The 24,497-nt window shown below is 33.1% G+C and carries 20 protein-coding genes; 5 read left to right on the top strand and 15 right to left on the bottom strand.

What is annotated here, in order from left to right:
* Positions 1–8 precede the first annotated feature (8 nt).
* Positions 9–881 (bottom strand): hypothetical protein, encoded by an 873-nt coding sequence (locus Q0998_RS00530; RefSeq protein ID WP_299664706.1) that lies wholly within the window; start codon positions 879–881, stop codon positions 9–11.
* Between the two features lie 651 nt (positions 882–1,532).
* Between Q0998_RS00530 and Q0998_RS00525 the strand changes: the two genes are divergently transcribed.
* Together Q0998_RS00525 and Q0998_RS00520 are read left to right on the top strand one after the other, a co-directional pair.
* Positions 1,533–1,787: a hypothetical protein gene (locus Q0998_RS00525; protein ID WP_299664703.1), complete on the top strand. Its 255-nt coding sequence runs from the start codon at positions 1,533–1,535 to the stop codon at positions 1,785–1,787.
* A 105-nt stretch (positions 1,788–1,892) separates the two neighbouring features.
* Positions 1,893–2,261 carry a hypothetical protein gene (locus Q0998_RS00520; protein WP_299664700.1) on the top strand — a complete coding sequence of 123 codons (369 nt, stop codon included), beginning with the start codon at positions 1,893–1,895 and terminating at the stop codon, positions 2,259–2,261.
* Between the two features lie 216 nt (positions 2,262–2,477).
* Here the strand turns inward: Q0998_RS00520 and Q0998_RS00515 are convergent, their stop codons facing one another.
* Genes Q0998_RS00515 through Q0998_RS00505 form a run of 3 tightly spaced genes read right to left on the bottom strand, consistent with a single transcriptional unit; the run spans position 2,478 to position 3,917 of the window.
* Positions 2,478–2,735 (bottom strand): hypothetical protein, encoded by a 258-nt coding sequence (locus tag Q0998_RS00515; protein WP_299664697.1) that lies wholly within the window; start codon positions 2,733–2,735, stop codon positions 2,478–2,480.
* Positions 2,689–3,159: a DUF5675 family protein gene (locus Q0998_RS00510; protein ID WP_299664694.1), complete on the bottom strand. Its 471-nt coding sequence runs from the start codon at positions 3,157–3,159 to the stop codon at positions 2,689–2,691. The genes Q0998_RS00515 and Q0998_RS00510 overlap by 47 nt, the downstream gene beginning before the upstream one ends.
* Positions 3,160–3,161: 2 nt before the next feature.
* A complete protein-coding gene (locus Q0998_RS00505) occupies positions 3,162–3,917 on the bottom strand; it encodes a hypothetical protein (protein WP_299664692.1) in 756 nt (251 codons plus the stop codon).
* A gap of 171 nt (positions 3,918–4,088) precedes the next feature.
* Between Q0998_RS00505 and Q0998_RS00500 the strand changes: the two genes are divergently transcribed.
* Positions 4,089–4,286: a hypothetical protein gene (locus tag Q0998_RS00500; RefSeq protein WP_299664690.1), complete on the top strand. Its 198-nt coding sequence runs from the start codon at positions 4,089–4,091 to the stop codon at positions 4,284–4,286.
* Positions 4,287–4,959: 673 nt separating this feature from the next.
* Here the strand turns inward: Q0998_RS00500 and Q0998_RS00495 are convergent.
* The 11 genes from Q0998_RS00495 to Q0998_RS00445 form a co-directional block, all read right to left on the bottom strand.
* Complete coding sequence (locus tag Q0998_RS00495) at positions 4,960–6,207, bottom strand: FAD-dependent oxidoreductase (protein WP_299664687.1); 1,248 nt, start codon at positions 6,205–6,207, stop codon at positions 4,960–4,962.
* 1 nt (position 6,208) lies between these two features.
* Complete coding sequence (locus Q0998_RS00490; protein ID WP_299664684.1) at positions 6,209–8,470, bottom strand: prolyl oligopeptidase family serine peptidase; 2,262 nt, start codon at positions 8,468–8,470, stop codon at positions 6,209–6,211.
* A gap of 11 nt (positions 8,471–8,481) precedes the next feature.
* Complete coding sequence (locus tag Q0998_RS00485) at positions 8,482–9,492, bottom strand: 4-hydroxyproline epimerase (protein WP_299664681.1); 1,011 nt, start codon at positions 9,490–9,492, stop codon at positions 8,482–8,484.
* Positions 9,485–11,206, bottom strand: coding sequence for a DUF885 family protein (locus Q0998_RS00480; RefSeq protein WP_299664678.1), 1,722 nt, complete (start codon positions 11,204–11,206; stop codon positions 9,485–9,487). Before Q0998_RS00480 ends, Q0998_RS00485 begins: the two co-directional genes overlap by 8 nt.
* Positions 11,207–11,208: 2 nt before the next feature.
* Positions 11,209–12,795, bottom strand: a complete 1,587-nt coding sequence (locus Q0998_RS00475; RefSeq protein ID WP_299664675.1) for an aldehyde dehydrogenase (NADP(+)) — start codon at positions 12,793–12,795, stop codon at positions 11,209–11,211.
* Positions 12,796–12,941: 146 nt separating this feature from the next.
* On the bottom strand, positions 12,942–13,877 hold the full coding sequence (locus Q0998_RS00470) for a dihydrodipicolinate synthase family protein (RefSeq protein WP_299664672.1): 936 nt from the start codon (positions 13,875–13,877) through the stop codon (positions 12,942–12,944).
* Between the two features lie 199 nt (positions 13,878–14,076).
* Positions 14,077–15,126: a hypothetical protein gene (locus tag Q0998_RS00465; protein ID WP_299664669.1), complete on the bottom strand. Its 1,050-nt coding sequence runs from the start codon at positions 15,124–15,126 to the stop codon at positions 14,077–14,079.
* Positions 15,127–15,212: 86 nt separating this feature from the next.
* Complete coding sequence (locus tag Q0998_RS00460; RefSeq protein ID WP_299664667.1) at positions 15,213–16,571, bottom strand: hypothetical protein; 1,359 nt, start codon at positions 16,569–16,571, stop codon at positions 15,213–15,215.
* 79 nt (positions 16,572–16,650) lie between these two features.
* Positions 16,651–17,580: a hypothetical protein gene (locus Q0998_RS00455; protein ID WP_299664664.1), complete on the bottom strand. Its 930-nt coding sequence runs from the start codon at positions 17,578–17,580 to the stop codon at positions 16,651–16,653.
* Positions 17,581–17,601: 21 nt separating this feature from the next.
* A complete protein-coding gene (locus Q0998_RS00450; protein ID WP_299664661.1) occupies positions 17,602–19,020 on the bottom strand; it encodes a SusD/RagB family nutrient-binding outer membrane lipoprotein in 1,419 nt (472 codons plus the stop codon).
* An 11-nt stretch (positions 19,021–19,031) separates the two neighbouring features.
* Positions 19,032–22,262, bottom strand: a complete 3,231-nt coding sequence (locus Q0998_RS00445) for a SusC/RagA family TonB-linked outer membrane protein (RefSeq protein WP_299664658.1) — start codon at positions 22,260–22,262, stop codon at positions 19,032–19,034.
* 452 nt (positions 22,263–22,714) lie between these two features.
* Here Q0998_RS00445 and Q0998_RS00440 point away from each other — a divergent pair, with 452 nt between their 5' ends.
* On the top strand, positions 22,715–23,587 hold the full coding sequence (locus tag Q0998_RS00440) for an AraC family transcriptional regulator (RefSeq protein WP_299664655.1): 873 nt from the start codon (positions 22,715–22,717) through the stop codon (positions 23,585–23,587).
* Between the two features lie 315 nt (positions 23,588–23,902).
* Positions 23,903–24,460, top strand: coding sequence for an RNA polymerase sigma-70 factor (locus Q0998_RS00435; protein WP_299664652.1), 558 nt, complete (start codon positions 23,903–23,905; stop codon positions 24,458–24,460).
* The last annotated feature ends 37 nt before the right edge of the window (positions 24,461–24,497 follow it).

The raw sequence follows: 24,497 nt of genomic DNA, 5'->3' as shown, positions 1-24,497 counted from the left end.
TAATTGTTTTAAACTGTTTTTAAATTATTTATTGTTTTATTTTGATTGTTCTTTATTAAAAGTAAAATACACAGAGGTATAATGCCATGTGGTAATCTGTAAATTGTTAAGTATGATAATTCATGTATGGAATTAGCGGGAAAATTTGAATCGAAACCTGCAACAATTCTTGCAAATGCTGTGGCAAATCCCCAAAAAGCCAAATACATTAAAAGATATTTATCAATCTTATTTGGAAAAAATATAACAATCGATAAGATTATATCTAATAATCCCACTATAAGCAAAAATTGTTTTGCAGTTGTTTCCGTCACAGATAATATGGCAATTGTCATATCTATAAAATTCCCTGGCACATAAATTGCCCCTAAGGCATATAAACCATGAGGCAAAAATGTTAGTGCAACAGCAATTTTAAACCATAGAATAATTCTTTTCTTGTCTACATTTTCTACATCTTTAATAAGTAATAATGCAAGTGGAGCTGAGAATTGTAATATCATTTCAAAAAATTGAAAGATGTCGTTTCTTTTATCTATTGCAGAACAAATTCCTAGGAGAACTAACAAAACTAATCCAATACCAACTAACCTTTTTAACCTTTTTTCTTTAATCTGCTCCCAGAATAAACTTATAACCGCTGAAATTAAAAAAATGATGCTATTTATTTTTGTGAAAAGTTCAATATAATTATTTACGTTTTTGCTGGTTGCATAATCATACCATTGTACATCAAAAATTCCTTCCACTATTGGAGACATTAAATCCTCATCCCACAATACAGCTCTGTAGGAACCTCCAAAAAAGTATAATTGATACGCTCTTCCTAAAAAAACACAAAAAGCTGCGAAGGCTATTAAACGAAAAACTTTTTTTGACATCTATAACTTATTAAGACTGCTAATATAGAAGCAGTCGTTAATTGTCTATTATTTTTCACTTAATAAGCAGTTAATTTATTAATAATATCATTTTAAAAATAAAATTTCCACAATTTTAGGTTTTTGTTTAGCGAAAGAAATATTTGTTTTATCTAATTTTTAATTAAGTTTTTAAATCTTTTTTAATTTTATTAAAACTATAAATTTAAGACGATAAGAACACCAAGTTATTAATCTAACTACCAATTTGCATTGTTCTTTATTCTTAAAATCTACAGAAAGGTTATTAGTCGGATTTATTGCTGTTTTACTCTTTATGATTGCCTTATCTAATATTACTTTAATCTGAAAAAAAAATCATAAAGATTATCAAAGCGAATATCAAATAATATAATTATAGAGCTATTAGTAAATACACCTTCATCTCAATAGTAATTATCACTTTAACCAGAGTTTATTTCTCGTTGGAAAAATTCTATTTGTTCTCGCAAAAAATAATAATTCATATCAGATTATTATATTATTTAAAAAAGTATTTTAAATTCTAATATTAATTATTACAATAAAAACCCACATCGTAGAGAGGTGGGTAAAAAAAATGCTATGAAAAAGTCTTAAAAAAAGACTTCTCGAAAAAGAAATTTAAAGATAATGAAAAGGAAAACAAAAAAGGAAGGCAAAACAATTGGCTCCCTAAAGCCAATGCTTTTAGCCTATAAAGGTCAAGCCCTTCGGGTTTTGAAAAAAATCACCAACCAACAACGAATAAAGTCCAGTAGTATTTTTCCCAAAAACCTTGATAGTCTATCCGCACCAATTAAAAAAACAGCTTTCTTTTTGTTGTTTTCATTTTCAAAATTTTATGTGGGAAGCGAAGCGCGGCAAAAGAAGTTGAACTTTAATTGAATACCTATGAAAACTTTTGAAATTGAGCCCCACAAACCTGGGCGTAGCTATCACAAACCACATTTTTTTATTTTAAAATAGGGCTGAACGTTAAAAAATAGTCCAGTGGACTATTTTAGTGAGAGAGCCAGCTGGCGCCAGGGTAATTCTGGAAAATCTTTTACATCTCCTGTCAAAAATTCTTTTGTGGTGTCTACAGAGACTCACGAACAAAAAGAAGCACTCTTCTATTTGTCTTTTATGTTATTAGAAACAAAATGCTATCGTTTCTATTTAAGTGGAATGATAGCATCATTTATCTATATCGCAGATGTAAAAAATGTATTAGAAAAATACAGCAGATATTTTGGAGCAGATGATTTTAAAACCAAACGAACGGCACTTAAAAAAGTAGAGTTCTTGGAGGTTAATTTACAAAGTAGGCTCAACGCCATTCAAGAATTAAAAAGCGTTTTAATTCGGGATCTTAGGTAAAAAAAAAACAGCGCCATTATTTTTTGCGCTGTTTTTTAAAAGAGTTGAAAAGGAGTTTCATCAGTACTGAAACAAGAAAACTGACTACAGCGCCAAGCACCGCGAGTACAATCGTTGTGATCACATCTTCTGCACCAATATGAACCACAGAAGAAAATAGCTTGCCACCCCACAACTCCAGCAGTTAAATCCTGATGTTGGAAGTGCTGAGGCATCTTAGTTGCTTTTTTCTTTGGAATGCTTTTGATCCTCCTGGTCCAATATTTCTGTTTTATCAGAAACCACCGCTTGACTCACGGTGGTCACCACAGAGCCTGCTACTGTCAAGTAACCTCCTACGGTAATCAATGCTGCTGGCAGTGCAACAGGTGCTGCCAAAATAGTGCCCCCTATTGCAGCCAATGCAATGCCAATATTTCTCAAAATTCTAAAAAATTTCGGTGTGGGTTGTTGATAACGTTCTACTAAATTCATAATTTGCTGATTTAATGATTAAAAAAATACGTTCCTGATTTTCTAAAGCACGGTCAATAAGGAAACGCAACTTATCTAAGGCTTTTTGAGAATACAATCCCTTGCCAATACCGCTGAGGTATAACACAGGAGCAATACATCCTCTCAACTCTCGTTTTGCATGATTCGCTGGATGAATCAGAATTAGCGTTCTGTTAGACACATCTTTCAGCATAAAATGCTTTTTAAACTTTGCTGAGGTACGAGGCAGTATTTCATATGTTCCTTCAGGAATACAAGAAATACTTCGCTGATTATCTTTCCAAGGAAGCTCAATGGTCTGACAAATAAACTTATCTTGAGCCAGGTCGAAAGATTGATCAGCAACAAAGAGAGTACCGTTGGTACCCTCCTTAAAATAACTTCTTTCAAGCGTGAACTCCATGCCTACGGAGCATCAACAGTTGCCATGGCCAACGCATTGTAAGCACCATTTTTAAGCGCATACATTTGTCCGTTTACTTCCTGATAAAATTCTATTCCTAAAACTTGAGCAACAGGTAATACCGAATTTGCAGTCAAAGGAGCAGTCAATAAGATGGGCGCAGTATCTGCAGCAGCATAGGGTAAAATCGCAGTTTCTTCACTTTCAAAAGTGGAGGTTTCAGTTTCAAAATCCAATTCTGTACCTCCCATTACAATTTTAAAATGGGTCGTTCCTGCAGGAGCTGCAATACGAATCGTTGGAGAAAAAGCAGCAATGGTCAAAGTCGCTTCTCCAGTAACACGATCAAAAGCCTTTGCATACGCAGCAAACAAAGTTGCTCCTAATTTTCCATTCAAATTGAACTCAAAACGTTCTAGTAAGCTTAAATTACCGTCTTGCAACGTTCGCAAACCTCTTTCATTAACCGCATCTGTTTTGGTGATCGCAACCAGTGTTTTGGTCAAACGAGAAACCACTCGCTTGTCTTTTGCATTTTGAAGCAACACTCGAATAGCATCTCTGATAATTTTACCACCTTTTCCTGCACGTCCAAATTCAGAACCATTCTCACGCGTTCTTTGAAAGGCTGGGTCATTCTGAATTCTACTTTTGTCCACCCCACCTTTTTCACGAGCCAAATGCCCGTCTCCAGTTTTGTAAAAAGAGATGCCTCCAATGGTTCCTTTTAATTTGATAATTCCTGTTTGTTTAGCCATGATTTATTTTTTGATTATGAGATCAAATCACGTAACTTTATGGAGTATTTAAAAAAAGAGCGTGCCAGTTGTAGTCATCTATTCTGAGATTACCTAAAACAGCATTTTATGAGGCATAAAAGTTTAAGATGATGGCACTTTTAAGTACGGATAAAGCATAGATAGAGTATCATGATCACCAAAAGAGCTTGTATTTACCCAAAAGATATTCAACGCATTACAGGGCGGAGTGAACGCTATGGTCGTAAGTTATTACAGGATATTCGTGAGTTCTTAGGGAAAGAATCCTATCAGTTTGTTACCATCCATAAATTTTCGGAATATACTGGTATTCAATTAGATATTGTAAAAGAATACATTGAAGATTAAATTATAAGGGACTAATTCGGTTACTATTAAAAAACAGAAACATATAACCGATTGTTTATCAGTACCATACATACTAATGGATAGTTCGTCTTTCTCCGCAAAAAATCCTTATAATCAATTGATTATAAGGGTTTTATTTAAAGTAATATTGCAACCCTGTATTGATAACTAAGCAACTCTTCAAAAACCGAGATGGCAGTACTTAAGCTTTATCTAGCTACAAGTGATGTAAGCTTAGATTACTAAAGCCTTACTACAATCAATTAAAAACGATGGAAAGTAGAGGAGTTTTATCGCTCCATTAAAAACAATACCGCTTTTGCTAAAACACCAACAAAAACAGTACAAACTCAACAAGCCCACATTACAGCATCTATGATAGCCTATATAAAACTTAAACGATTAAAAATTAGGAACAGTAAAAATCATTATGCAATAAAGCCAAATATGGCTCAATGCAATTCAAGCGGCTTGGAAAAAGCTAGACGAGTTATCAACACCCCAAATTAATTGTAACAAAAATGCTGCGTAACATCAGTTATTAAAAAAGAAACAATAGTATTTAGTTGATCACCTCCTTCAATTGGTGGACAAGCAAATAAGAAACCCAAATTAATCCACCATTGTAATAAAGAACTTCTTTGAGGAAAATATCCAAAAATTATTAGGGTTTTTAAAATTTTCTATCCGGATGAAAAGGCAATAAATCCAATGATTGTTTTTTATTGGAAATAATTTCTGTAACCAATTTACCCGTTGCGGGGCCTAAACTCCAACCCATCATAGCATGACCAGTTGCAATAGTTAAATTATTGCATTTTGAGGATTTACCAATATAAGGCAAGCCATCTGGGGTGCAAGGTCGCAAACCACAATCTGCCTCTCTTTCTTCTTCTGCGGTGATTTCAACCGAATTATAATAAGATTTTACTGCATTGGCAATAGTACTAACCCGATTCGGATTAATATTATGATTAATTCCTGCAATTTCCATAGTACCGGCAAAACGCGTAAAACCATCCATAGGTGTTACAGCCACTTTTGCTTCACATAAAATAGCTGGGATAGTAATGTTTGTTTCTCGATTTACATTAATGCGATATCCCTTTCCTGCTTGAATGGGTATTTTCAATCCTATTTTTTTTGTTATTAAAGGGCTCCAACTTCCTGCGGCTAAAATCACCTCATCACAAGTTAGTTCTTGTTTGTCCGTAATTACTTTTGAAATATTTCCGTTTGATATTTCAATATCTTCAACTTTTTCTTTTTCGTAAAATGCTACACCATTGCGCTTTAAACAATCACTCATTTGCTCCATAAAATTATTCGGGGTCATATGCGCATCCGAGTGGTAATAAACAGCTCCTTTAACATTCAAATTGGCTTTAGGTTCTATTTTTCTAACTTGATTGGCTGATAAATTTTCAACTTTTAAGCCTTCTTTTATACCACGTTTCCCAACTTTCCATTCTTCTTCTCCAACTTCATCTGTTTTATAGCACATTAAAAGGCCTTTACGCTCATAATGAAAATTGAAATCGTTTGAAGCTTTCATGGCTTCATACAGATCTCGACTCAACAAGTTGATATCTTTGATTGGTTTAATGGCCTTTTCTACTTTTGAGGCGGTTGCAGATTTTTTAAACGCCCACATCCATTTTAAAAAATCTAAATCCAAACGAGGTTTTATATATAATGGACTCACGGGATTAAACATCCATTTGATGCCTTTTGCAATCATTCCTGGGGCAGCTAAAGGGATAAAATGACTTGGTGTAATATAACCCGCATTAACATAAGAAGCCCCCGTTGAAAAGTTGGATTTATCAATAACAGTAACTTGATGTCCTTCTTTTTGAAGATAGTAGGCAGAACATAAGCCTATTATGCCCCCTCCAATAACAATTATGTTTTTATTCATTTTATTGTTTCAAACTAAAATCCCAAATAGGTTTTTCACCTAAAAGGTGTTCCACAAAATAATTCCAACGCTTTTTTATAAAATAATCGCGATGCTTTCCAGTATAACCGTGACGCTGACTTGGAAGAATAAGTAAATCAAATTCTTTATCAGCATTCACTAAAGCTTCAGCAAATTTAAAGGTTGCCGACGGGTTTACATTATCATCCAATCCGCCATGGACCAATAGTAGTTTTCCTTTCAAATTTTTGGCATTGGTAATATTTGAAACTCCTTCATAGGTTTCATCAACTGGCCAACCCATGTACATTTCAGGCCACCATGCTTTTTCCATTCTAAAATCATGATCTCCGGAGCTAGCTACTCCAACCTTATAAAAATCCGGAAACGCAACCATAGCTCTTCCTGTATCATATCCACCAGCTGAATGACCAAATATCCCCACTCTTTCGGTATCAACCCAACTATATTTTCCCCCTAAAAATTTTATTGCCAAAACATGGTCCTCTAAATTATTTCCCATGCTTTTATAAGAGTGATCATGAAATTCCTTTGAACGACCGGACGAACCTAAACCGTCAACCTGCATGACGATAAAACCTAATTCTGATAGGGCCTGATTGTAAAATGCCACATCGAAAGACTTTGGAAATCGTTGCGTATGGGGCCCTGTATATGTAGCATCAATTATGGGATACGATTTTGATGCATTAAAATTTGAAGGTTTCCAAATAGCACCATAAATCGTGGTTTTATCGTCTTTGGCCGTAAGCTGAAATGGTTCAGGAGCTTCCCAACCTTTATCTATTACCAAAGATACATCTGCCTCTGTTAACTGCGCTAAAATTTTCCCGTTTTTTGAATCCCTTAAAACCGTTTTTGTTGGAATTTGAACGGTTGAATAATTATCTACAAAGTATTTTCCGTCTTTTGAAAATGATACTTGATGATGCACGCTGTCTGGTGTTAATAAAGTTGTTTTTCCTTTTAGAGTGACTTTGTACAATTGTTGATGATATGGATTTACACCAGTTTCCTTACCTGAAGCTAAAAAGTAAACAATACCAGTATCTTCATCAATATAACTGATCTCATTAATATAATAATGACCATTGGTTAATGGTGTTACTTTTTCCGATTTCAAATCCAAACAGTAAAGCTGGCGCCATCCACTTCTTTCAGAAAGAAATATAATTTTTCTTTTTTCCCCTAAGGTTCTAAATGTAAAATTATCAACATTGGTTTCACTGGTTTCTTTTATTAAGGTTCGTTCAGTATTGGTGTTTAAATCAATCTCTTTTACATATTCATTTTTAAAGCCCCTTGTCCTGTAATTGGCATACATAACACCTGAGTCCTCCGTCCAACGGATGGAAACAGCATTGATATGTGTGTTTATGGGAAGTTGTGTTTTTACTTCCTTTTTGCTTTCAATACTGTAAAATACAGGTTTTACAAGAACCATGGCAGTATCGCCCGGTGATCCTCGATAATAGGACAATAATTTGGGTTTGTACAGCGAATCGATACTCCAATCCAGTAAATACATTTTTTCAGCATGTTGCAAATCGATGACATTTGCAGCCAACCATTTGGAATCTTTGGACCAGTTTACCGAAAAGTGCTTTGGGCGTTCACCCTTTTCGCCTTCCATCTTATCAGTCCAACCATAATAACTGGCATACTCATAATTTTTCCTTCCGTTAAAACTTAATTGATGCTCCTCTTCAGTTTCTGTAGATTTTATAAAAAGATCATGATCTTTGGAATAAGCCACCCATTTACCATCCGGTGACCTGCTTTCAAATTCATTTTCTTGTTCTTTGTTCTTTTCTTCTTTTGGTTCAAGTTGGTATGAATCCAAATTCAAGATATATGCGTTTCCCAAAGCTTCAAAAGATAAATTTTCATCATCATCAAATTCAATATTTGAAAGCGAAAGATTATTGGGTTCAACTTCCTTTTCAGAAAATTCAGTTAAAGCACTTGCTAGCTTTTCATGATTAAATAATGTGGTGACTTTATAATCACTAAAACGAACTTTCTTATACGTTTTTCCTTCTTTGGAATAATCAATAAACCAAAGTCCTTTATTGTTTTTAAACCAGTTGGTTTTGGTGTTTAGATTAAAAACCGTTTTATTATAGCTGTTCTCATGAGTAAAACTTACGGCTCTATTGTAATCTTCTAAAGTTAGGTTTTGTGCATTACTTAAAAAAGAAACCAAACCAAGGGCAGAAACTAAAAAAAGGAAATATTTCATAATTAATTATTTTAAACAACTTGAAATCCGTGTGCATACGGATCGTCTTCGTCATCAATTATAATGGTATTGTAACCAAACACTTTTGCCCAACCTTGTATACTAGGAATAATTGCCAGTTTACCATCTAAAGTAGTTTCTTGTTCTACTTTTCCAGTAAATTTAGAACCAATAAAACTTTCATGAATAAATTCTTCACCAATTTTTAATTTACCCTTTGCGTATAGTTGTGCTAATCTTGCAGAAGTTCCTGTGCCACAAGGACTTCTATCAATGGCTTTATCACCATAAAAAACAGCATTTCTACCTGAAGAAGTTGAATCTAGAGGATTTCCTGTCCATAAGATGTGTGTTATATTTCTAATGGTATCATTTTCTGGATGAATAAACACATCTGGATATTTTAGATTCATTTTTGCTCTTACTATTTGTGAATATTGCACAATTTTACTCGCAGTAAAATTATGAACTCCACTAAAATTTTTCTGCGGATCTATAATTGCGTAAAAATTACCACCATAAGAAACATCAAAAGTAAGTGCTCCTAATTCTGGACAGTTTACCGTTAAATTTTCTGCAGCTAAATAGCTTTTCACATTCATCAACTTCACCCAATCTACTTTTTTATCTGTTAGTTTATATGCAATCTCTACCAAACCTGCTGGCGCTTCGATTTTAATTTTTCCAGGAATTTTTGGCGATATTAAACCTTCTTCAATGGCAATAGTTATGGTGCCAATTGTACCATGCCCACACATCGGCAAACAGCCAGAAGTTTCTAAAAATAAAATGGCAAAATCGTTTTCAGGATGATGTGGTGGAAATAAAATAGCGCCACTCATCATATCGTGTCCTCTTGGTTCAAACATTAAACCTTTGCGAATCCAGTCAAATTCTTTTAAAAAATGCTGTCGCTTTTCACTCATATTTTCACCAATTAAATTTGGTGCACCACCAGCAACCAAACGTACAGGATTTCCACAAGTATGTGCATCAATACAAAAAAAAGTTTTTCTACTCATTTAATTTTTGATTGATATAACTATTTACACGATTTTCCATGATTGATAAAGTCACGGTTCCTTCACCCAAAATAACTTCATGAAAATCTCTAATATTGAATTTTTTTTCTAATTTCTCTTTGGCTTCTTTTCTTAATTGGCGAATTTTAATCTCGCCCATTTTATAAGAAATCGCTTGTCCTGGCCAAGAAATATATCGGTCTGTTTCTGTAGTTACTTCATGAATTGATAATGCCGTGTTTTCTGCCATATAATCAATAACTTGTTGTCTAGACCAACCTTTTGAGTGAATTCCAGTATCTACAACTAATCTGCAAGCACGCCACATTTCATACGTATATTTTCCGAATTTTTCATATGGAGTTGTATAAATTCCCATTTCATCTGCTAACGTTTCTGAATACAAACCCCAACCTTCGCCATAAGCAGATAAATATAAATTTCTTCTAAATTTTGGGATTTTATCTTTCGGTAATTCGTTGTTTAAAGAAATTTGCAAGTGATGTCCTGGAACAGCTTCATGGGCTGTTAAAGCTGGAATTGTATATAAGGTTCTACTTGGTAAATTGTAAGTATTTACCCAATAAAAACCAGCATTAGTTTCACTGTTAGAACCAGAATATCTACCACCTGTATAATTAGGTGCTATTGCAGCAGGAACTGGGACAACACCATAAGGTTTTCTGGGTAACGTTTTAAAGAATTTTGGTAATTCGGCATCTATTCTTTTAGAAATATCTCGCGCAAACATTAATAATTCTTTTGGCGTTTTTGCATAGAATTGTTCGTCTGTTCTTAAAAATTGTATGAAATCTGCAAAAGAGCCATTAAAATCTAAATCGTTTATAATTTTTTGCATTTCTGCTTTTATTCTAGCAACCTCTTTTAATCCTATTTTATGAATATCATCTGCGGTATATTGTGTGCTTGTGGTATAAAAATTAATTCTATTTTGATAAAATGCTTCGCCATTTGGCGTTGTATGAACTCCTAAACCTCTTCTAGTATTTGGGAAATATTCATTCTCGAAAAAGTTTTTAATTTCTTTATACTTTTCGATGGCGTTCTTTTGAACACTTATTTTTGCAACTTCTAAAATAGAATCTTTCTCTGTTTTTGATAAATTCTCAGGTAAATTTAAAAAGGGTTTGTAAAATTTGCTTGTAGTTTCATCTTCTATAATATGCTTGTTATACGTAAAACCATAATTGCTAAACACTTCTTTTGGTTGAGAAATACCTTCTCTAACACCAGCTCTTAATAATTCTAAATTATACTCTATTTTTTTAGATAGCTTTTCTAAATCAGACAAATATTTTTTTACGTCTGTCTTATTATTTAAAGCTTTGTTGCCCATATTTCCTAAGTTTAAATGAAATGCGACTTCATTTGTAATCGGATTTAGATAGGTTTTAAATTTGTGGGTATCAATTTTGTCTTGAAGTGTAAATAGTAATAATTCTTTTGAAATTTGATCCGTTTCAGACAAATTTTCTGAAGAAATTTTATTCAATTTTTGAATTGTATTTTCAGCAAAATCAGCTTCTAATTGATGAAATTGTATCGTATTTTCTACAGATGCTGTTTTATCAAAATCGTACACTCTTTCTTTTTCAACTTCAGCAATAATAGTTGTTAGTTCTTGAGTATTATTTCTAGTACAAGAAATATGACTTAAAAAAACTAAAAAACAGAACGAATAGAAAAATTTCATATTTAATTGATTTTAGCTCTAGATTTTTCACCATTAATAGTTCTTAAAATACCTAAAGGATTTTCATTTTTTAATTCATTTGGAAGTAAATTATTTGGCCAATCTTGATAACTAAATGGCCTTACCCAACGTTTTATTGAGCCGATACCAACTGCAGTAAATCTACTATCTGTAGATGCAGGATATGGACCTCCATGCACCATAGATTCGCAAACCTCAACACCTGTGGGAACGCCATTAAAAATAATTCGCCCAACTCTATTTTGCAATGCGTTTACAATGTTAGCATGATTTTCTAACTCATTATTATCAGCAATAATGGTTCCTGTTAATTGTCCTTCTAGATTAGTAATGATTTTTTCTAATTGCTTTTTATTTTCACATTCAACAATCATAGAAAAAGGACCGAAAACCTCTAAATGAAGCGTAGCATTTTCTAAAAAATATTTTCCATCTACTGTTACAACTGCCTGTTGTGCATAATTTGTTTGAACGTATTCTGAGTAATTTGCACTCACTGTAACTCCTTCTTGAGAAACCACTTTTTCTTTATTTTTTACATACCCTTTTTTAATATTCGAGTGTAACATTACAGACGGATTGATCTTTACAATTTCTTTAGATAAAGTATTTATAAATGTTGTTAACCCTTCTGATTTTATTCCTAAAATTAACCCTGGGTTTGTGCAAAATTGCCCAGTTCCTAAGGTAATAGATCCTGCATAGATGTTTGCAATATTTTTTGCTCTATTTATTAAAGCGTTTGGCAATAAAATTACAGGATTTATACTTCCCATTTCTGCAAAAACAGGAATTGGTTCTTCCCTATTAGCCGCTAAATCATATAGTGCTCTTCCGCCTTTTATGCTTCCTGTAAAGCCAACTGCTTTCACACCAGCGTTTAAAACTAATTTTTGTCCGACTTCAATTCCGCTTGAATTCAAATTCGAAAAAACACCATTTGGCATTTTTGTTTTTTCTGCTGCTTTTTTAATCGCAGAAGCTACTAACTCACCTGTTCCAGCATGCATTGGATGTGATTTTACAATTACTGGACAACCTGCAGCAAGTGCAGACGCCGTATCTCCACCAGCAGTTGAATATGCTAACGGGAAATTACTTGCACCAAAAACAACAACGGGCCCTAAAGGGAAATTATATTTCCTTATATCTGGTTTTGGTTGTGATGCTCTAGTTAAGTCTTCAGTATCTATAGTTGCTTCTACCCAAGAACCTTCTGCTACTAAATTGGCAAAATTTCTTAATTGCCCAATTGTTCTTCCTCTTTCTCCTTTCGCGCGACCTTCTGGTAAACCTGTTTCTGAACAATATATCTGTATCAACAAATCATCTAACGCTAAAATTTCATCTGCAATGGTATTTAAAAATGCTGCTTTTTTTGAGCCCGTAATTTTATTAAATTTTTTAAATGCTTCTGATGCTAACTTTACCGCTTCGTCAATTTCAGCAGATGTTGCTTCTGTAAAAACAGCCGTATTTTTTGAATTTAATTCAGGATTAAAGGTTGTAAATGTTTTATTTCCTTTAGCAGATAGTAAATTTCCTATATAATTTTTTCCAGTAATCATTTTCCTTATTTTTAAATTATAATGTTAGTTTCAATGTTAGAAATTTAGAAACTAACAAATCACTGCCTTAAATTTAGAGCAACGATTTGTGATTGTTTTTATAGGTTCTTTTTCAGATGATTAAAACATCAGAAAATAAATTTTATTTACACTAAAACATCATTGCTTATTCCTTTATATTCTGGTAAATTTGGTCTTACCGCTAAAGCATTTGTAATTACTTTCTCAATTCTTTCACGCTCTTCACCTTTTAAAACCAAACGGGGCGCTCTTACATGTTCTGAACCAATGCCCGTATGGAGAGAGGCCATTTTGATGTATTGCACTAATTTAGAATGGATATCCAGTTCCAACAATGGTAAAAACCAACGATAAATGGCTATAGCTTCTTTTATACGTCCTACTTTTTGAAGCTCATAAATAGCAACGGTTTCTGTAGGAAATGCATCTACTAAACCAGCGACCCAACCATCGGCGCCAATTAATAAGCTTTCTAAAGCTAAAGTATCGACACCTGTCATAATTGCTAATCTATCCCCAAAACGATTTTTAATTCTGGTTATATTCGTGGTATCCCTAGTAGATTCTTTTACTGCTTGAATGTTTGGACACGCTTCTATTAATTCTGCAAACATATCAAGGGTTACCAAAATTTTATAATCTACTGGATTATTGTAAATCATAATGGGTAATGACGTGCTATTTGCTATGGTTTTAAAATATTCTACAACTTCTTCGTCGCTTGCCTTATAGCGCATTGGTGGCAAAATCATCAAGCCTTTTGCACCATCTTCTTCAGCTGTTTTTGCCAAATCTATTGCTGCTTTGGTAGTTTGTTCCGCAATATTCATTAGCACAGGTACTTTACCTTCAACAATTCTTACCGTTTCTCTTGTTAAGATTCGCCTTTCTTGATCTGTTAACGTACTCGCCTCACCAAGTGTACCGCCTAAAACAATACCGTGAACTCCAGCAGCTAATTGTGCTTTAATATTAACCTCAAATAACTCTAAATCCAAAGCATCATGTTTAGTGAATTGTGTTGTTACCGCTGGCATTACGCCTTTCCATTTAATACTCATATTTTATTTTTTATATTATTTCGTTTGACAAAATTAATTTATTGGCTGTGTTTTGAATAGTTCATTTTTATCTCAAAACAATACTATATTATCTATTCTATTTATGAATATTAATATTTTGAGAATATTAATATAAAAAGGCTAAAATCCATAAATGAACCGCACTATTTAATTGCTATATTAATTTTAAACATTTTTTTTAATCTATAGGACTTACATCTAAAGATAAATCATCAAAATATTTTATACGATTAGGGATGGTACCATTGATCGTAGTTTCAAGGTCTTGAGAAATTCTATCAGTCCTGTATTTAACTGCTAGGTACATCAAAAAACTTTCTGCTACATCTTCTCTAGTAGGGTTATCCCTGGCATACGTAGAAATAAAATTAATATCGGCAGTCTGACTAGCCAACCAACCAGGAGATGCAGCATGCTCTGCATCAAGAGATGTGTGGGCTGCTTCATGTACAAGGGTTTCTTCCAATATACCATCTGCTATATAATTTGCTGCTTGACCTGTATGAATTAGGAGGCTATTATTACCACCTCCAAATAATTCTACGCCTTTATGGATCCATATGGCATTGACATCTTTTCTTAAAATTTTTGGTAACCTTCCTGCCTCTAACGCGTATATGTTTGCTTCTATTTCTGCGAGTTCTTTAGTTGCGAATTCTGGGTTTACTTGAACTTCTGTAGCTAACCCATCATCAAAAGTGACATCAAATAAAAAGGCATTTACGGTAACCCAATCATTAACCCTTCTATCATACATCGTACGAGAACCTTGGCCTGAATAGTTTACTGTTTTTAGCACTGAAGGGTCTGAAGATGTTATAATATCCGGATCAACAAAAATAGTCCCAGAAAAGGGAGGTATTGCCTCCTTAGCTTCTATAGTAATGGATGATGTAACACCCTCTAATTCTGCTACTATATTGATAGTTCCTTTTTTTATAGCTTCTACAGTAGTGGATACTCCTTTTGCATTACTCAAACTTCCTATAGAATTAACTGTCCAGTTTACGTTAGGAGTAGCTGTAGATGCATCTTTGTAGGTTACTTCTGCAGATACTTCTGATTTACCACTTACATATATCCATTCAGCTGCTGCACTTATTTTTATTGATGAAACATTGGTTTCTTGTTCTTCTGGCTCTTCTTCTACATTAGAATTAGAACTACAACTAGGCATTAAAAATAACATAAAAACATATAAAAAACCCATAATATTTTTCTCTAACATTTTGTACATATTTTGGTTTACACTTAAATTTAAAGCATCTAAAAGAAAATAAACCGCTCTTTTAGACACTGAATTATAATCGAATATTACGGTTTTTTAACAAATGTCATACTTATATTATCATGACTATCGGCACCCCACCACCAATCTAAAATGTTAACACCTGTAAATGTTATATCTCCTGTAGTTTCATCATAGTGTCCTTTAACCGAACCATCTTTATAAGTATACCCCATTAATCTTAATTTTCTGTTTTCTATAGTCACTCCATCATCGGCAACTCCATCGTAAAAAGCATCCATATCTCCACTAGTTCCTCCTAATGTAATAACGTACGGATTGCCATCAACTTCTGGAAAATCCAATGCGAACGACGTTGAGTACCAGAAGTCATTCCACCAACTCCAATCTATTCCAAAATCTGTAAAAAAATATTCTGAAGAAGGAATACCAAATTCTTCTTGAACACTGAATAATTGAACTTCTTTTGAAAAACCTGTATTGTTATTGGTTACTATCCATGTCGTACCTGTTTGAAGTACAGGTAAAATTCTAACTTGAAAAGTAGCGGTAGTCTCAAAAACATCATTCATTATTACCGTTTCCATCATATCTGTTAGTGCAAAAGCAGTAAAACTAAATGTATATGCTGCATCCAGATTAGTGTTATAACCATAATCAATGCCTTCAAATAGTGTTTCAATATCTGTAATACTTAATGTTGTTTCTGTATTTATAGCAATGTTTTCCATTGCTATGGCTGTACCAATTTCAACACCATTGTCATTAAATAAATGCTTCATCAAGCCTATATTAGTATATTCTTCAGCATCATTAGCATCAGCACTAATAGTAAAGGTAAGATTGATGTCTACTTCGGCAGTTACATTGGTCTCTGATATTCTAACATAATCTACATGACCAGAAGAAGATGCAGTATAGTCCACATTGAATTCAAGCATATTATAGTTAGGAGAAAGCTCATAGACATCATCTGTAAACAAATTTATTTCACTTCCGCTATCGCCAAAGGTTACAAACTTAAAAGAGTGTCCTTCTTCAACTTCGTGTTTACTAATGCCTAGCCCTTCAAATAACGTTTCTCCAGAATCTATTATTAATCGTGTATATGTGTCTGGAGCTATGTTATCAATAGCTACTGCACGGCTTATTTCTTGTCCGGAGGCATCTAATAGCATCTTGTAAATACCAAGATTCGAATAACTGGATGCATTTTTAAAAGTTGCACCAATACGAATATATACATCGTCCCGTACCTCAGTAGCCGATATTCTGGTAAACATAACTTCATGATACGAAGCTTCTGCCAGTTCAACATGTATTGTTCCACTATCACCATCATCATTACTGCAAGCAGTAACTACGATCAACAGGAAAAGTAAACAGGAAAACTTTAAAAATTTATATTTTATAAAAAATTTCATTTTTTTTATTTTATAATTAATGTGTGAAATATTTTTTAATTCATATGCTGATCCATATCATCGATAAAACATAGAAGTCCTACTGCTTCTTTTTAAAGCTCATACTAAAATCATGTTGATCTGCATCCCACCAAGCATCTGTTACACTAATATTGTTAAACACTAGTTCCTCGGTCGTACTATCATAATAACCTTTAGGAGATCCTTCTTTATAGATATAAGGCATGCGTCTTAACCGCCTGGTCTCTAAAGTACCATTATCACCTAACATTTCATATTCATCATTGGTATCCCAGCCGAAACCGGCAAGTTCTACTTGAACTGGATTGCCTTCTATTAATGGGCAAGCGAGATTAAACATGGTGCCATACCAAAAGTCATCCCAATTACTCCAATCTATACCAAAATCTGTAAATAAATAGACACCGTAAACATCGTCCCAGATCAACTCTACATCTTTAGAAAAATTAGTGATTGTGTTTGTAGCTGTCCAAGTTCCTAAAGTCAATTGTGGCTTTTCGCAAAATGAGATATACTCGGCATCAAAAAAAGTAGCATTATTAATAAAAAGTGTATCGGCAGATGGGGTAATACCAATTGCCTGAAATCTAAATCTAGATCCTACTTTTAAATCATTAATACTAGTAGAGAACCCGCTAAACAGCTCATCTACGTTTGTAACACTAAAACTAACGGAATCATTAAAAACCAGGTCTCTGTTTTCTATGGCACTATCAATTTCATCATTATTACTGTTCAATAAAGATTTTATTAAAACCACTCTATCTAAAAGTGCATCAGGTTTTGCAAACCATTTGCCTAAAATATTAATTTCCCCATCTATGGTTTCATCAGAATTTTTTGTGAAAGACAAGAAATCCTCTTCGCCCACATAAGTTACATTAAAGCCTGGTGCGGAATCTGAAGCAAAGGGGACAGGTTCATCAACACAGGAGTTTAAGATAATAAGAGCGCTAATTATTAAAATATTTTTTTTATATTTTTTCATAATACAAAATTTTTAAGTTTATTAATTTTGTGTCCATATTAATGGAGAATCTAGTGCATCACCGTTGCTTAACTTCTGAGCAGCTTCTGTTCTGTTAGCATTATTGGTAGATTGTTCGTTTTCTGGATAGGTAAATCTTCTTGGAATTACGTTAATTATACCATTTGGATTGGGAAGCAAACTAGGAACACCTGTACGTCTGTAATCACCCCATGCTTGCATCGCTCTTCCAAACATACTTACCCATTTTTCAGTATAAATCTCATCAAGGTTAGTTCCGTTTGCAACAAGATTGTCTGCATACAACTCTGTATCTGCTGCTGAAACTCCTACCCGTTGCATGTGAGCAATAACCGCATCTCTTAATAACGCAATTTCATTGCCTGTGGTTAATCCTTTCTGAGCTGCTTCTGCTTTTAAAAACAATAATTCAGAATAGTCCATAAAAATAATGGTAGCATCCCGGGTAAAGCTATCCGAATTTATTGGAGAAAATTCATTGCCATTTCCAAATACATCCTGTGTATCCGCACCAACATACATACCGTCATCATTCACCTTAGCATAGATAGGTCTTCTAGGGTCGTCAGTAGTATTCATCCTATTAATTAATGGTGCTGCCATTCTGTGTCCTGGGTCTGTACCATCAGGCCCAATAGCTGTACTAGGCGGATAAATATTCCCATTAACGCTGCCAGAATACGTATAGGTTGCATTATCCGAAGCACTTTCAAACATTGGTGAAATAGAAGAAAGCTCAGAAGAAACATCTCTTATATCTGAAAGCTGAATTAATAATCTAAACCTTAAGCTATTAGCAAACTTTTGCCATTTTTCAGCATCGCCTTGGTAGATTAAATCATAAGTGCTATCTACATCAATATTAGACATGCCATTCAACAGATTACTTGCTTGTCTTAGATTTTCTAAAATAGCGTCAAATACATCTGATTGTGGATCATAAACCGGTTGATTAATGCCTTCATCTACTTTAAAAGATTCCGTATAGGGCAAATCTCCAAAAGCATTTACCAGTAAAGTAAATGAATAGGCATGTAAAATGGTACCTATGGCTTGAAGTGATGTATTCCCTTCTTCTTCGGCCAAAGAAACCATTAAATCAAGATCTGTTAATGGCCCTCTATACAAACCGTTCCAGAGAAAAGACCTTCCATCCTCATAAAAATACGAACCCGGCTGATCCCACGATCCCAGTGTAGTATGTTGAATCCATAAAGAAGGGTAGAGGTAACCATCAAAATAATGATTCTCTGCATTTGCTATAGATAGTATTGAGCCTGCAAGAAAAAAATGCGTAGGCACTTCTGAAAATGCATTAGGGTCGGTATTTATTTCATCGAATTTATTCTCACATCCTGTAAAAAGAAAAAGAAAAACTACTAAAAATAAGGTATATTTTTTTATATCTAAATTTTTCATAATATTCATTTTTAAAATTTAAGAGAGAGATTAAATGTAAATGTTCTTGCTGTTGGCATATTAAACTCATCGAATCCCTGATCTGAATTTCTTGCCGAACTTGAACCTTCTGGATCGAAATTTGGTGCTTTAGAATACAAAATCGCCAAATTACTACCAATTAAACCTAGTCTTATACTTTGGAAAGGTAATTTTTCCATAGCCTTCTTAGGAAGTGTATAGTAAAGTTGAATGGACCTTAATTTTATAAAGCTAGCATCATAAACTACAGGTTCATGGAAACCCCACCTCATAAGATTTCTAGTGTAATCCTCATAAGTAACAGAAACGTTATTGGGAATAAACGTTCCATCTCCTACGTCAATAACACCATTGGGCACGATAGAGCCATCTCTATTAGGTCCCAACGTACTTTTGGTCAATCCGCTTCCTGCAGCCCATTGATTTGTGAGTGAAAATATGTCTCCGCCTATTCTACCATTGATTTGTGCGGTAAGACTCAAAGACTTATAGCGTAGGGTAGAAGTAAAACTCCCTATCCAATCTGGAGTAACGTTCCCCAACACAATTTGCTCATCTGTTTGTACTGCAAATCCGTTATTATGAATTTTATTGCCATTGGGATCTCGTTTATAACCATTTCCCATTAACTGTCCATAAGGTTCACCTGGTCTTGCAATCGTTCTAATATTCGAGTACCGACTTGTAATCAGCAACTCATCAACGCCTTCTGCCAAAGACAAAACTTCATTCACATTTTTGGCATAAGTAAACCCTAGGTCCCAAGTAATATCACCAGAAATAGGAGTTGCATTAACAGCAATTTCAATTCCTTTATTCTGAATATCACCAGCGTTAATTATTCTACTAGAGTAGCCACTGGACCCTGGTAATTGCACACGCTGTATTTGATCTTTTGATGTACCTATATATGCAGCTACATCAAAATTCAACCTGCTTTCAAACAATCTTAAATCTGCCCCTATTTCATAAGTAGTCGTTCTGGTGGGTTTTAAGGTTGGGTTATTAAGGCCATCACTAATTGTTGCTTCAAATATTCCTGACAGCCTATTTTGTGTAGACAAAGTAGGTGCTATTTGGTAAGCGCCAGTACCAATGCCGACCAAACCTGCATTCCCTCTTAATTTAAAATACGATATAGCTGATGGTAGTTTGAATATATCGCTTAACATGACACTTAAAGAAGCAGAAGGATAAAAGAACGACCTGTTTGATTGAGGTAATGTACTGTTCCAATCATTTCTACCAGTTAAAGTAAGAAACACAAGATTCTTATAATCAAAATCCAACTGTCCCAAAACACTATTTGTTCTGGTTTGAATGTAATATTGATTTAACACTGGGTCACCAACTACATTGTTGATATTAAATAGGTTAGGTAGTTCTATTTCTGGGGCATTTTGTGACGCACCATCTAAAATAAAATCCCTGGTCTCTGCACCTAAAAGACTATTTATACCAAAGTCACCTATTTTATGCTTTCCTTTTAAAAGGACATTTGCAAAAGTATTATTTCTAGTAAAATGATCTCTAAAATAAGAGCCTTTGTAACTATAAAACGACCCTGTCCATAAACGAACTCCTACATTTCTTCTGGTTTCTTTTTTTTCGCTTATAAACTCTTTACTTACCCTGGCATCCATGCTCAACCAATCTTTTATATTATAGGTTAAGTTAACTACGGCAAACATTCTGTTGTTGCTGTATATATTTTTGACATTATCTAAGGTAAAGAATGGGTTTGGAAAAAAATCACCATTATTGGCTTCCCAACCAGGTACAATTACCTGAGGATCTTCACCAGTTACCTCAAAAGGCAATGGCACTCCATTAGCCAATAAGCCTTCATAATCCCTAAGAGCTTTTGCATCTACGTGCCTAGGGATCAGTAGTGCTTGTCTTATTGGATTATCAGACCAGTTCTCTGATGTTGCTCTATTTGGACTATCTTGATTAGAGTAAATCAAACTAACATTTGCCTTAAACTTTTCGGTAATGTATGCTCCACCATTAAACGAAATTGAATTTCTCGTTAGTTCTGTTGTTGGGATTATTCCATCTTCATGTATATTCCTTAAAGCTAATCTAAAATTATATTTATCTTTTTCACTTTTAGAAATAGAAATACTATTATCACGCATAATTCCTGTATCGAAAAACTCTTTTCCATTGTTAGGATAGGCCTTAAGCGGTAGTGGCACTAAATTCCCCTGATCATCTAAAGGGCTATTCCATTGTATAGCGGTTGGTTGTACTCCAAATGCGTTACCCCATCCATCAGAACCACCAATTCTATTATAACTATCCCAATCAAAGCCCACAAGCCCTGGCCCATAAGTATTTTGATAGTCGATTAGTTTTAAAGGAGTGCTTACCATCACAGAACTATTAATTTCAATGCCTAAATTCTTACCATTACCTCCATCTTTGGTTTTTATTACAATAACACCATTAGCACCTGCAGACCCATATAATGCAGCGGCAGCAGCAGATTTTAATACTGTAATTTCTGCGATATCATCTGGGTTAAAATCGGCAATACCATTCCCGTAATCAATACGCCCTCCTGATCTTAAAGTATTGTTGACGGGTACCCCATCAATTACAAACAGCGGTTGATCACTATCACTGCCAATAGTCTTTATTCCTCTTAAAATTATTCTTGAAGAAGCTCCTACACCTCCGCTGGATGTACTAATATCTAAGCCGGCAACCTTACCTATTAATCCATTTATAACATTATTTTCGGCAGTTTCAGAAACCTCGGCTCCTTTAATGTTTGTAGCTGCATAACCAAGAGATCTCGTAGATCTACTCTCTCCCAAAGCTGTTACAATAACTTCATCCAGTTCTTGTGAGTCCTCATCTAATGAAACATTTATAATATTTGTATCTGCTATTAGAACTTCAGCAGTTTTAAGTCCTAAAAAAGAAAATACTAAAACATCTCCTTTACTTGCTTTTATAGTATAATTACCATCAAAATCTGTTTCGACACCTCTAGATGTATTCTTTATACTTACACTTACTCCAGAAATAGGTTGTTTGTTAGTATCTTTAACGGTACCTGTAATTGTTTTTTGTGGATTTATTTTTAAACTCTCCACAAAACTTTTACTTAAATTTATTTTAGCTTTTGTATTTAGTAATATGGTATTTTTGGAATTGGAGCTAAACATACTTGAAAAACTAAATAGCATCATAAAGAAAATAGAAATCATTCGTAGCTTTTTAAGCTTAAAAAAGGATTTAATAGTTTTTAATTTCATAAATTTGAGTTATTAATTAATAATTTAGAAATCTAAAGATTGTGTCGTCAGAAATTACAGCTTTAGATTTCTTTTACTTTATATCTTATAGATAAAGCTTCATTAATTCACTTTTATAAATAATAGATTTAGTCCTGTTTCACTTAGGCTATTTTTCTAGTAATGAATTACTTTAATAAGTTTGTTTTACAATAGTTAAGATTGTCTCAAATAAAATCTTTTTTCATTAGGAGTATGATAAAATGAAAATTGACTTTTTATATATTTAGTAAATTTACTTTAAGTATACAATCAATGATAATATTTTATTATTCATTATAAATACTAAATTATCCTGATTGATTATAAAATGCTCTTTAACGAGTATTATTTACTTATTTTAGAGGTAGCATTCATATAACTAAATGAGAGTTTTACCATTTAAAATACCGAAACCAGAACAGGGTGCCCTTGTTTTTCAAGTTGATAATTCTGATACTTTTTATGATAAATTTCATCAGCATGAAGAAATACAGATAAGTTTTATTGTTGAAGGAGAAGGAACACTTGTGGTTGGTAATTCTATAAATCACTACTCAAAAGGAGACATCATCATAATTGGAAGTTTTTTACCTCATGTGCTTAAAAGTGATACTAAAACGTCTAAAATTTCGCACATGTTAACGTTGTTTTTTACAAAATCAGATTTTGGAAATCAGTTTTTTGACCTCGAAGAATTAAAGGAACTAGCCTCTTTTTTTAAACGCGCTAAACATGGGTTTAAAGTTACTTCTAATCTTAAACTAATTGAAAAATTATTTTTTAAACTAGAAAAGGCATCAAAACTAAATCGTTTTTTAATATTATTACAACTTTTAAAAATTACTTCAAAAGCAACATATAAAAGTTTATCAACATTTATATACGATAAAAAATATACTGATAATGAAGGCTACAGAATGCGCAACGTATTTGAATTCACAATGAATAATTTTGAAAAAGAAATTACTTTAGAAGAGATTGCCGAAGTTGCAAACATGACTAAAAATGCTTTTTGTAAATACTTTAAAAAACGAACCAACAAAACCTATTTTCAGTTTTTAAATGAATTGCGCATTGAGAATGCTTGTAAATTATTGTTATCGAATAAAGATTTATCAATCATTCAAATAGCTGAAGCATCAGGATTTAATAATATGTCTAATTTCAACAGACAGTTTAAATCGATTAAAAAGAAAAAACCTTCAGAATTTAAAAAGGTACATTCAATAGCACTTAAAGCTATTTTTTTTCAATAAATGAAGTTGTAAATTACATAAAACAAACTCCCGATAAAAAACTGTATACTTAAAAGGATAGATTTTTTAATTCCCAGTTTGTAACTAAAAAATTAAGAACTTCATGGCTTAATAATTATTTTTCTAAAGAAATACTGCCCCAAAAATCATTAAATAAATTTTCAAAAATTATTAATCTTTTTGCCTCTTATAAATGATGATATCTAGGCTAAAAATAAGTAATCAATCAATAAAAGAAAAATTAAATTTGGTTTCCTTTCATAAGATTTAATTTCTTTTATTTAGATTTGAGCAGGGGATAATTAAAATTACACAGTGCAAAATATTGAGATCTATCAATTGACATTAAAGGAATATAAAAATCTTTTTGATAATTTATATACTTCATTATGCTTATTTGCCAATAAATATCTTGATAACATCGAAGTTTCAAAAGACGTTGTTCAAGACGTTTTTATTAAAATATGGGAAGATAAAGTTAAATTCAAAAATGAAAAGACAATTAAATCATATCTATACACATCAGTAAAAAACAAATCTCTAGATTACTTAAAAAGTAAGCATTATAAATCCACAAACCATTTTTCAACAGAGGAAATAGAAAAATTAGAAACAGAATCTTTTTTTTTACGTGAAGTAGTTATTATAGAAACTTCTAATATTATAGAAAACGCTATAAATACATTACCTAATAGATGCGGACAAATCGTTCGGTTAAGAATTAAAGGTTTCACTAATTTAGAAATTGCAAATGAGTTAGGTATTTCAATAAATACGGTAAAAACTCAAAAAAAGATAGCTTACAAGAGGCTTAAACCATTATTGAAAGAGTACTTTGTACTAATAGCCTATATTTTTAGTTCTGTAAATTAAAAATTATTTACTACTTTTTAACAACCAATCAGAATCC

It is taken from the genome of uncultured Polaribacter sp., assembly GCF_947501385.1.
In the GTDB taxonomy this organism is placed as follows: Bacteria; Bacteroidota; Bacteroidia; order Flavobacteriales; family Flavobacteriaceae; genus Polaribacter.
This window is presented reverse-complemented; position numbering and strand designations above follow the sequence as displayed.

Coding starts and splice junctions, on each gene's coding strand:
- Q0998_RS00495 (WP_299664687.1), bottom strand. CDS start 6,207: ATGAATAAAAACATAATTGTTATTGGAGGGGGCATAATAGGCTTATGT.
- Q0998_RS00455 (WP_299664664.1), bottom strand. CDS start 17,580: ATGAAAAAATATAAAAAAAATATTTTAATAATTAGCGCTCTTATTATC.
- Q0998_RS00510 (WP_299664694.1), bottom strand. CDS start 3,159: ATGGAGTTCACGCTTGAAAGAAGTTATTTTAAGGAGGGTACCAACGGT.
- Q0998_RS00465 (WP_299664669.1), bottom strand. CDS start 15,126: ATGTTAGAGAAAAATATTATGGGTTTTTTATATGTTTTTATGTTATTT.
- Q0998_RS00500 (WP_299664690.1), top strand. CDS start 4,089: ATGATCACCAAAAGAGCTTGTATTTACCCAAAAGATATTCAACGCATT.
- Q0998_RS00490 (WP_299664684.1), bottom strand. CDS start 8,470: ATGAAATATTTCCTTTTTTTAGTTTCTGCCCTTGGTTTGGTTTCTTTT.
- Q0998_RS00460 (WP_299664667.1), bottom strand. CDS start 16,571: ATGAAATTTTTTATAAAATATAAATTTTTAAAGTTTTCCTGTTTACTT.
- Q0998_RS00470 (WP_299664672.1), bottom strand. CDS start 13,877: ATGAGTATTAAATGGAAAGGCGTAATGCCAGCGGTAACAACACAATTC.
- Q0998_RS00440 (WP_299664655.1), top strand. CDS start 22,715: ATGAGAGTTTTACCATTTAAAATACCGAAACCAGAACAGGGTGCCCTT.
- Q0998_RS00475 (WP_299664675.1), bottom strand. CDS start 12,795: ATGATTACTGGAAAAAATTATATAGGAAATTTACTATCTGCTAAAGGA.
- Q0998_RS00450 (WP_299664661.1), bottom strand. CDS start 19,020: ATGAAAAATTTAGATATAAAAAAATATACCTTATTTTTAGTAGTTTTT.
- Q0998_RS00445 (WP_299664658.1), bottom strand. CDS start 22,262: ATGATTTCTATTTTCTTTATGATGCTATTTAGTTTTTCAAGTATGTTT.
- Q0998_RS00515 (WP_299664697.1), bottom strand. CDS start 2,735: ATGAATTTAGTAGAACGTTATCAACAACCCACACCGAAATTTTTTAGA.
- Q0998_RS00485 (WP_299664681.1), bottom strand. CDS start 9,492: ATGAGTAGAAAAACTTTTTTTTGTATTGATGCACATACTTGTGGAAAT.
- Q0998_RS00505 (WP_299664692.1), bottom strand. CDS start 3,917: ATGGCTAAACAAACAGGAATTATCAAATTAAAAGGAACCATTGGAGGC.
- Q0998_RS00480 (WP_299664678.1), bottom strand. CDS start 11,206: ATGAAATTTTTCTATTCGTTCTGTTTTTTAGTTTTTTTAAGTCATATT.
- Q0998_RS00530 (WP_299664706.1), bottom strand. CDS start 881: ATGTCAAAAAAAGTTTTTCGTTTAATAGCCTTCGCAGCTTTTTGTGTT.
- Q0998_RS00525 (WP_299664703.1), top strand. CDS start 1,533: ATGAAAAGGAAAACAAAAAAGGAAGGCAAAACAATTGGCTCCCTAAAG.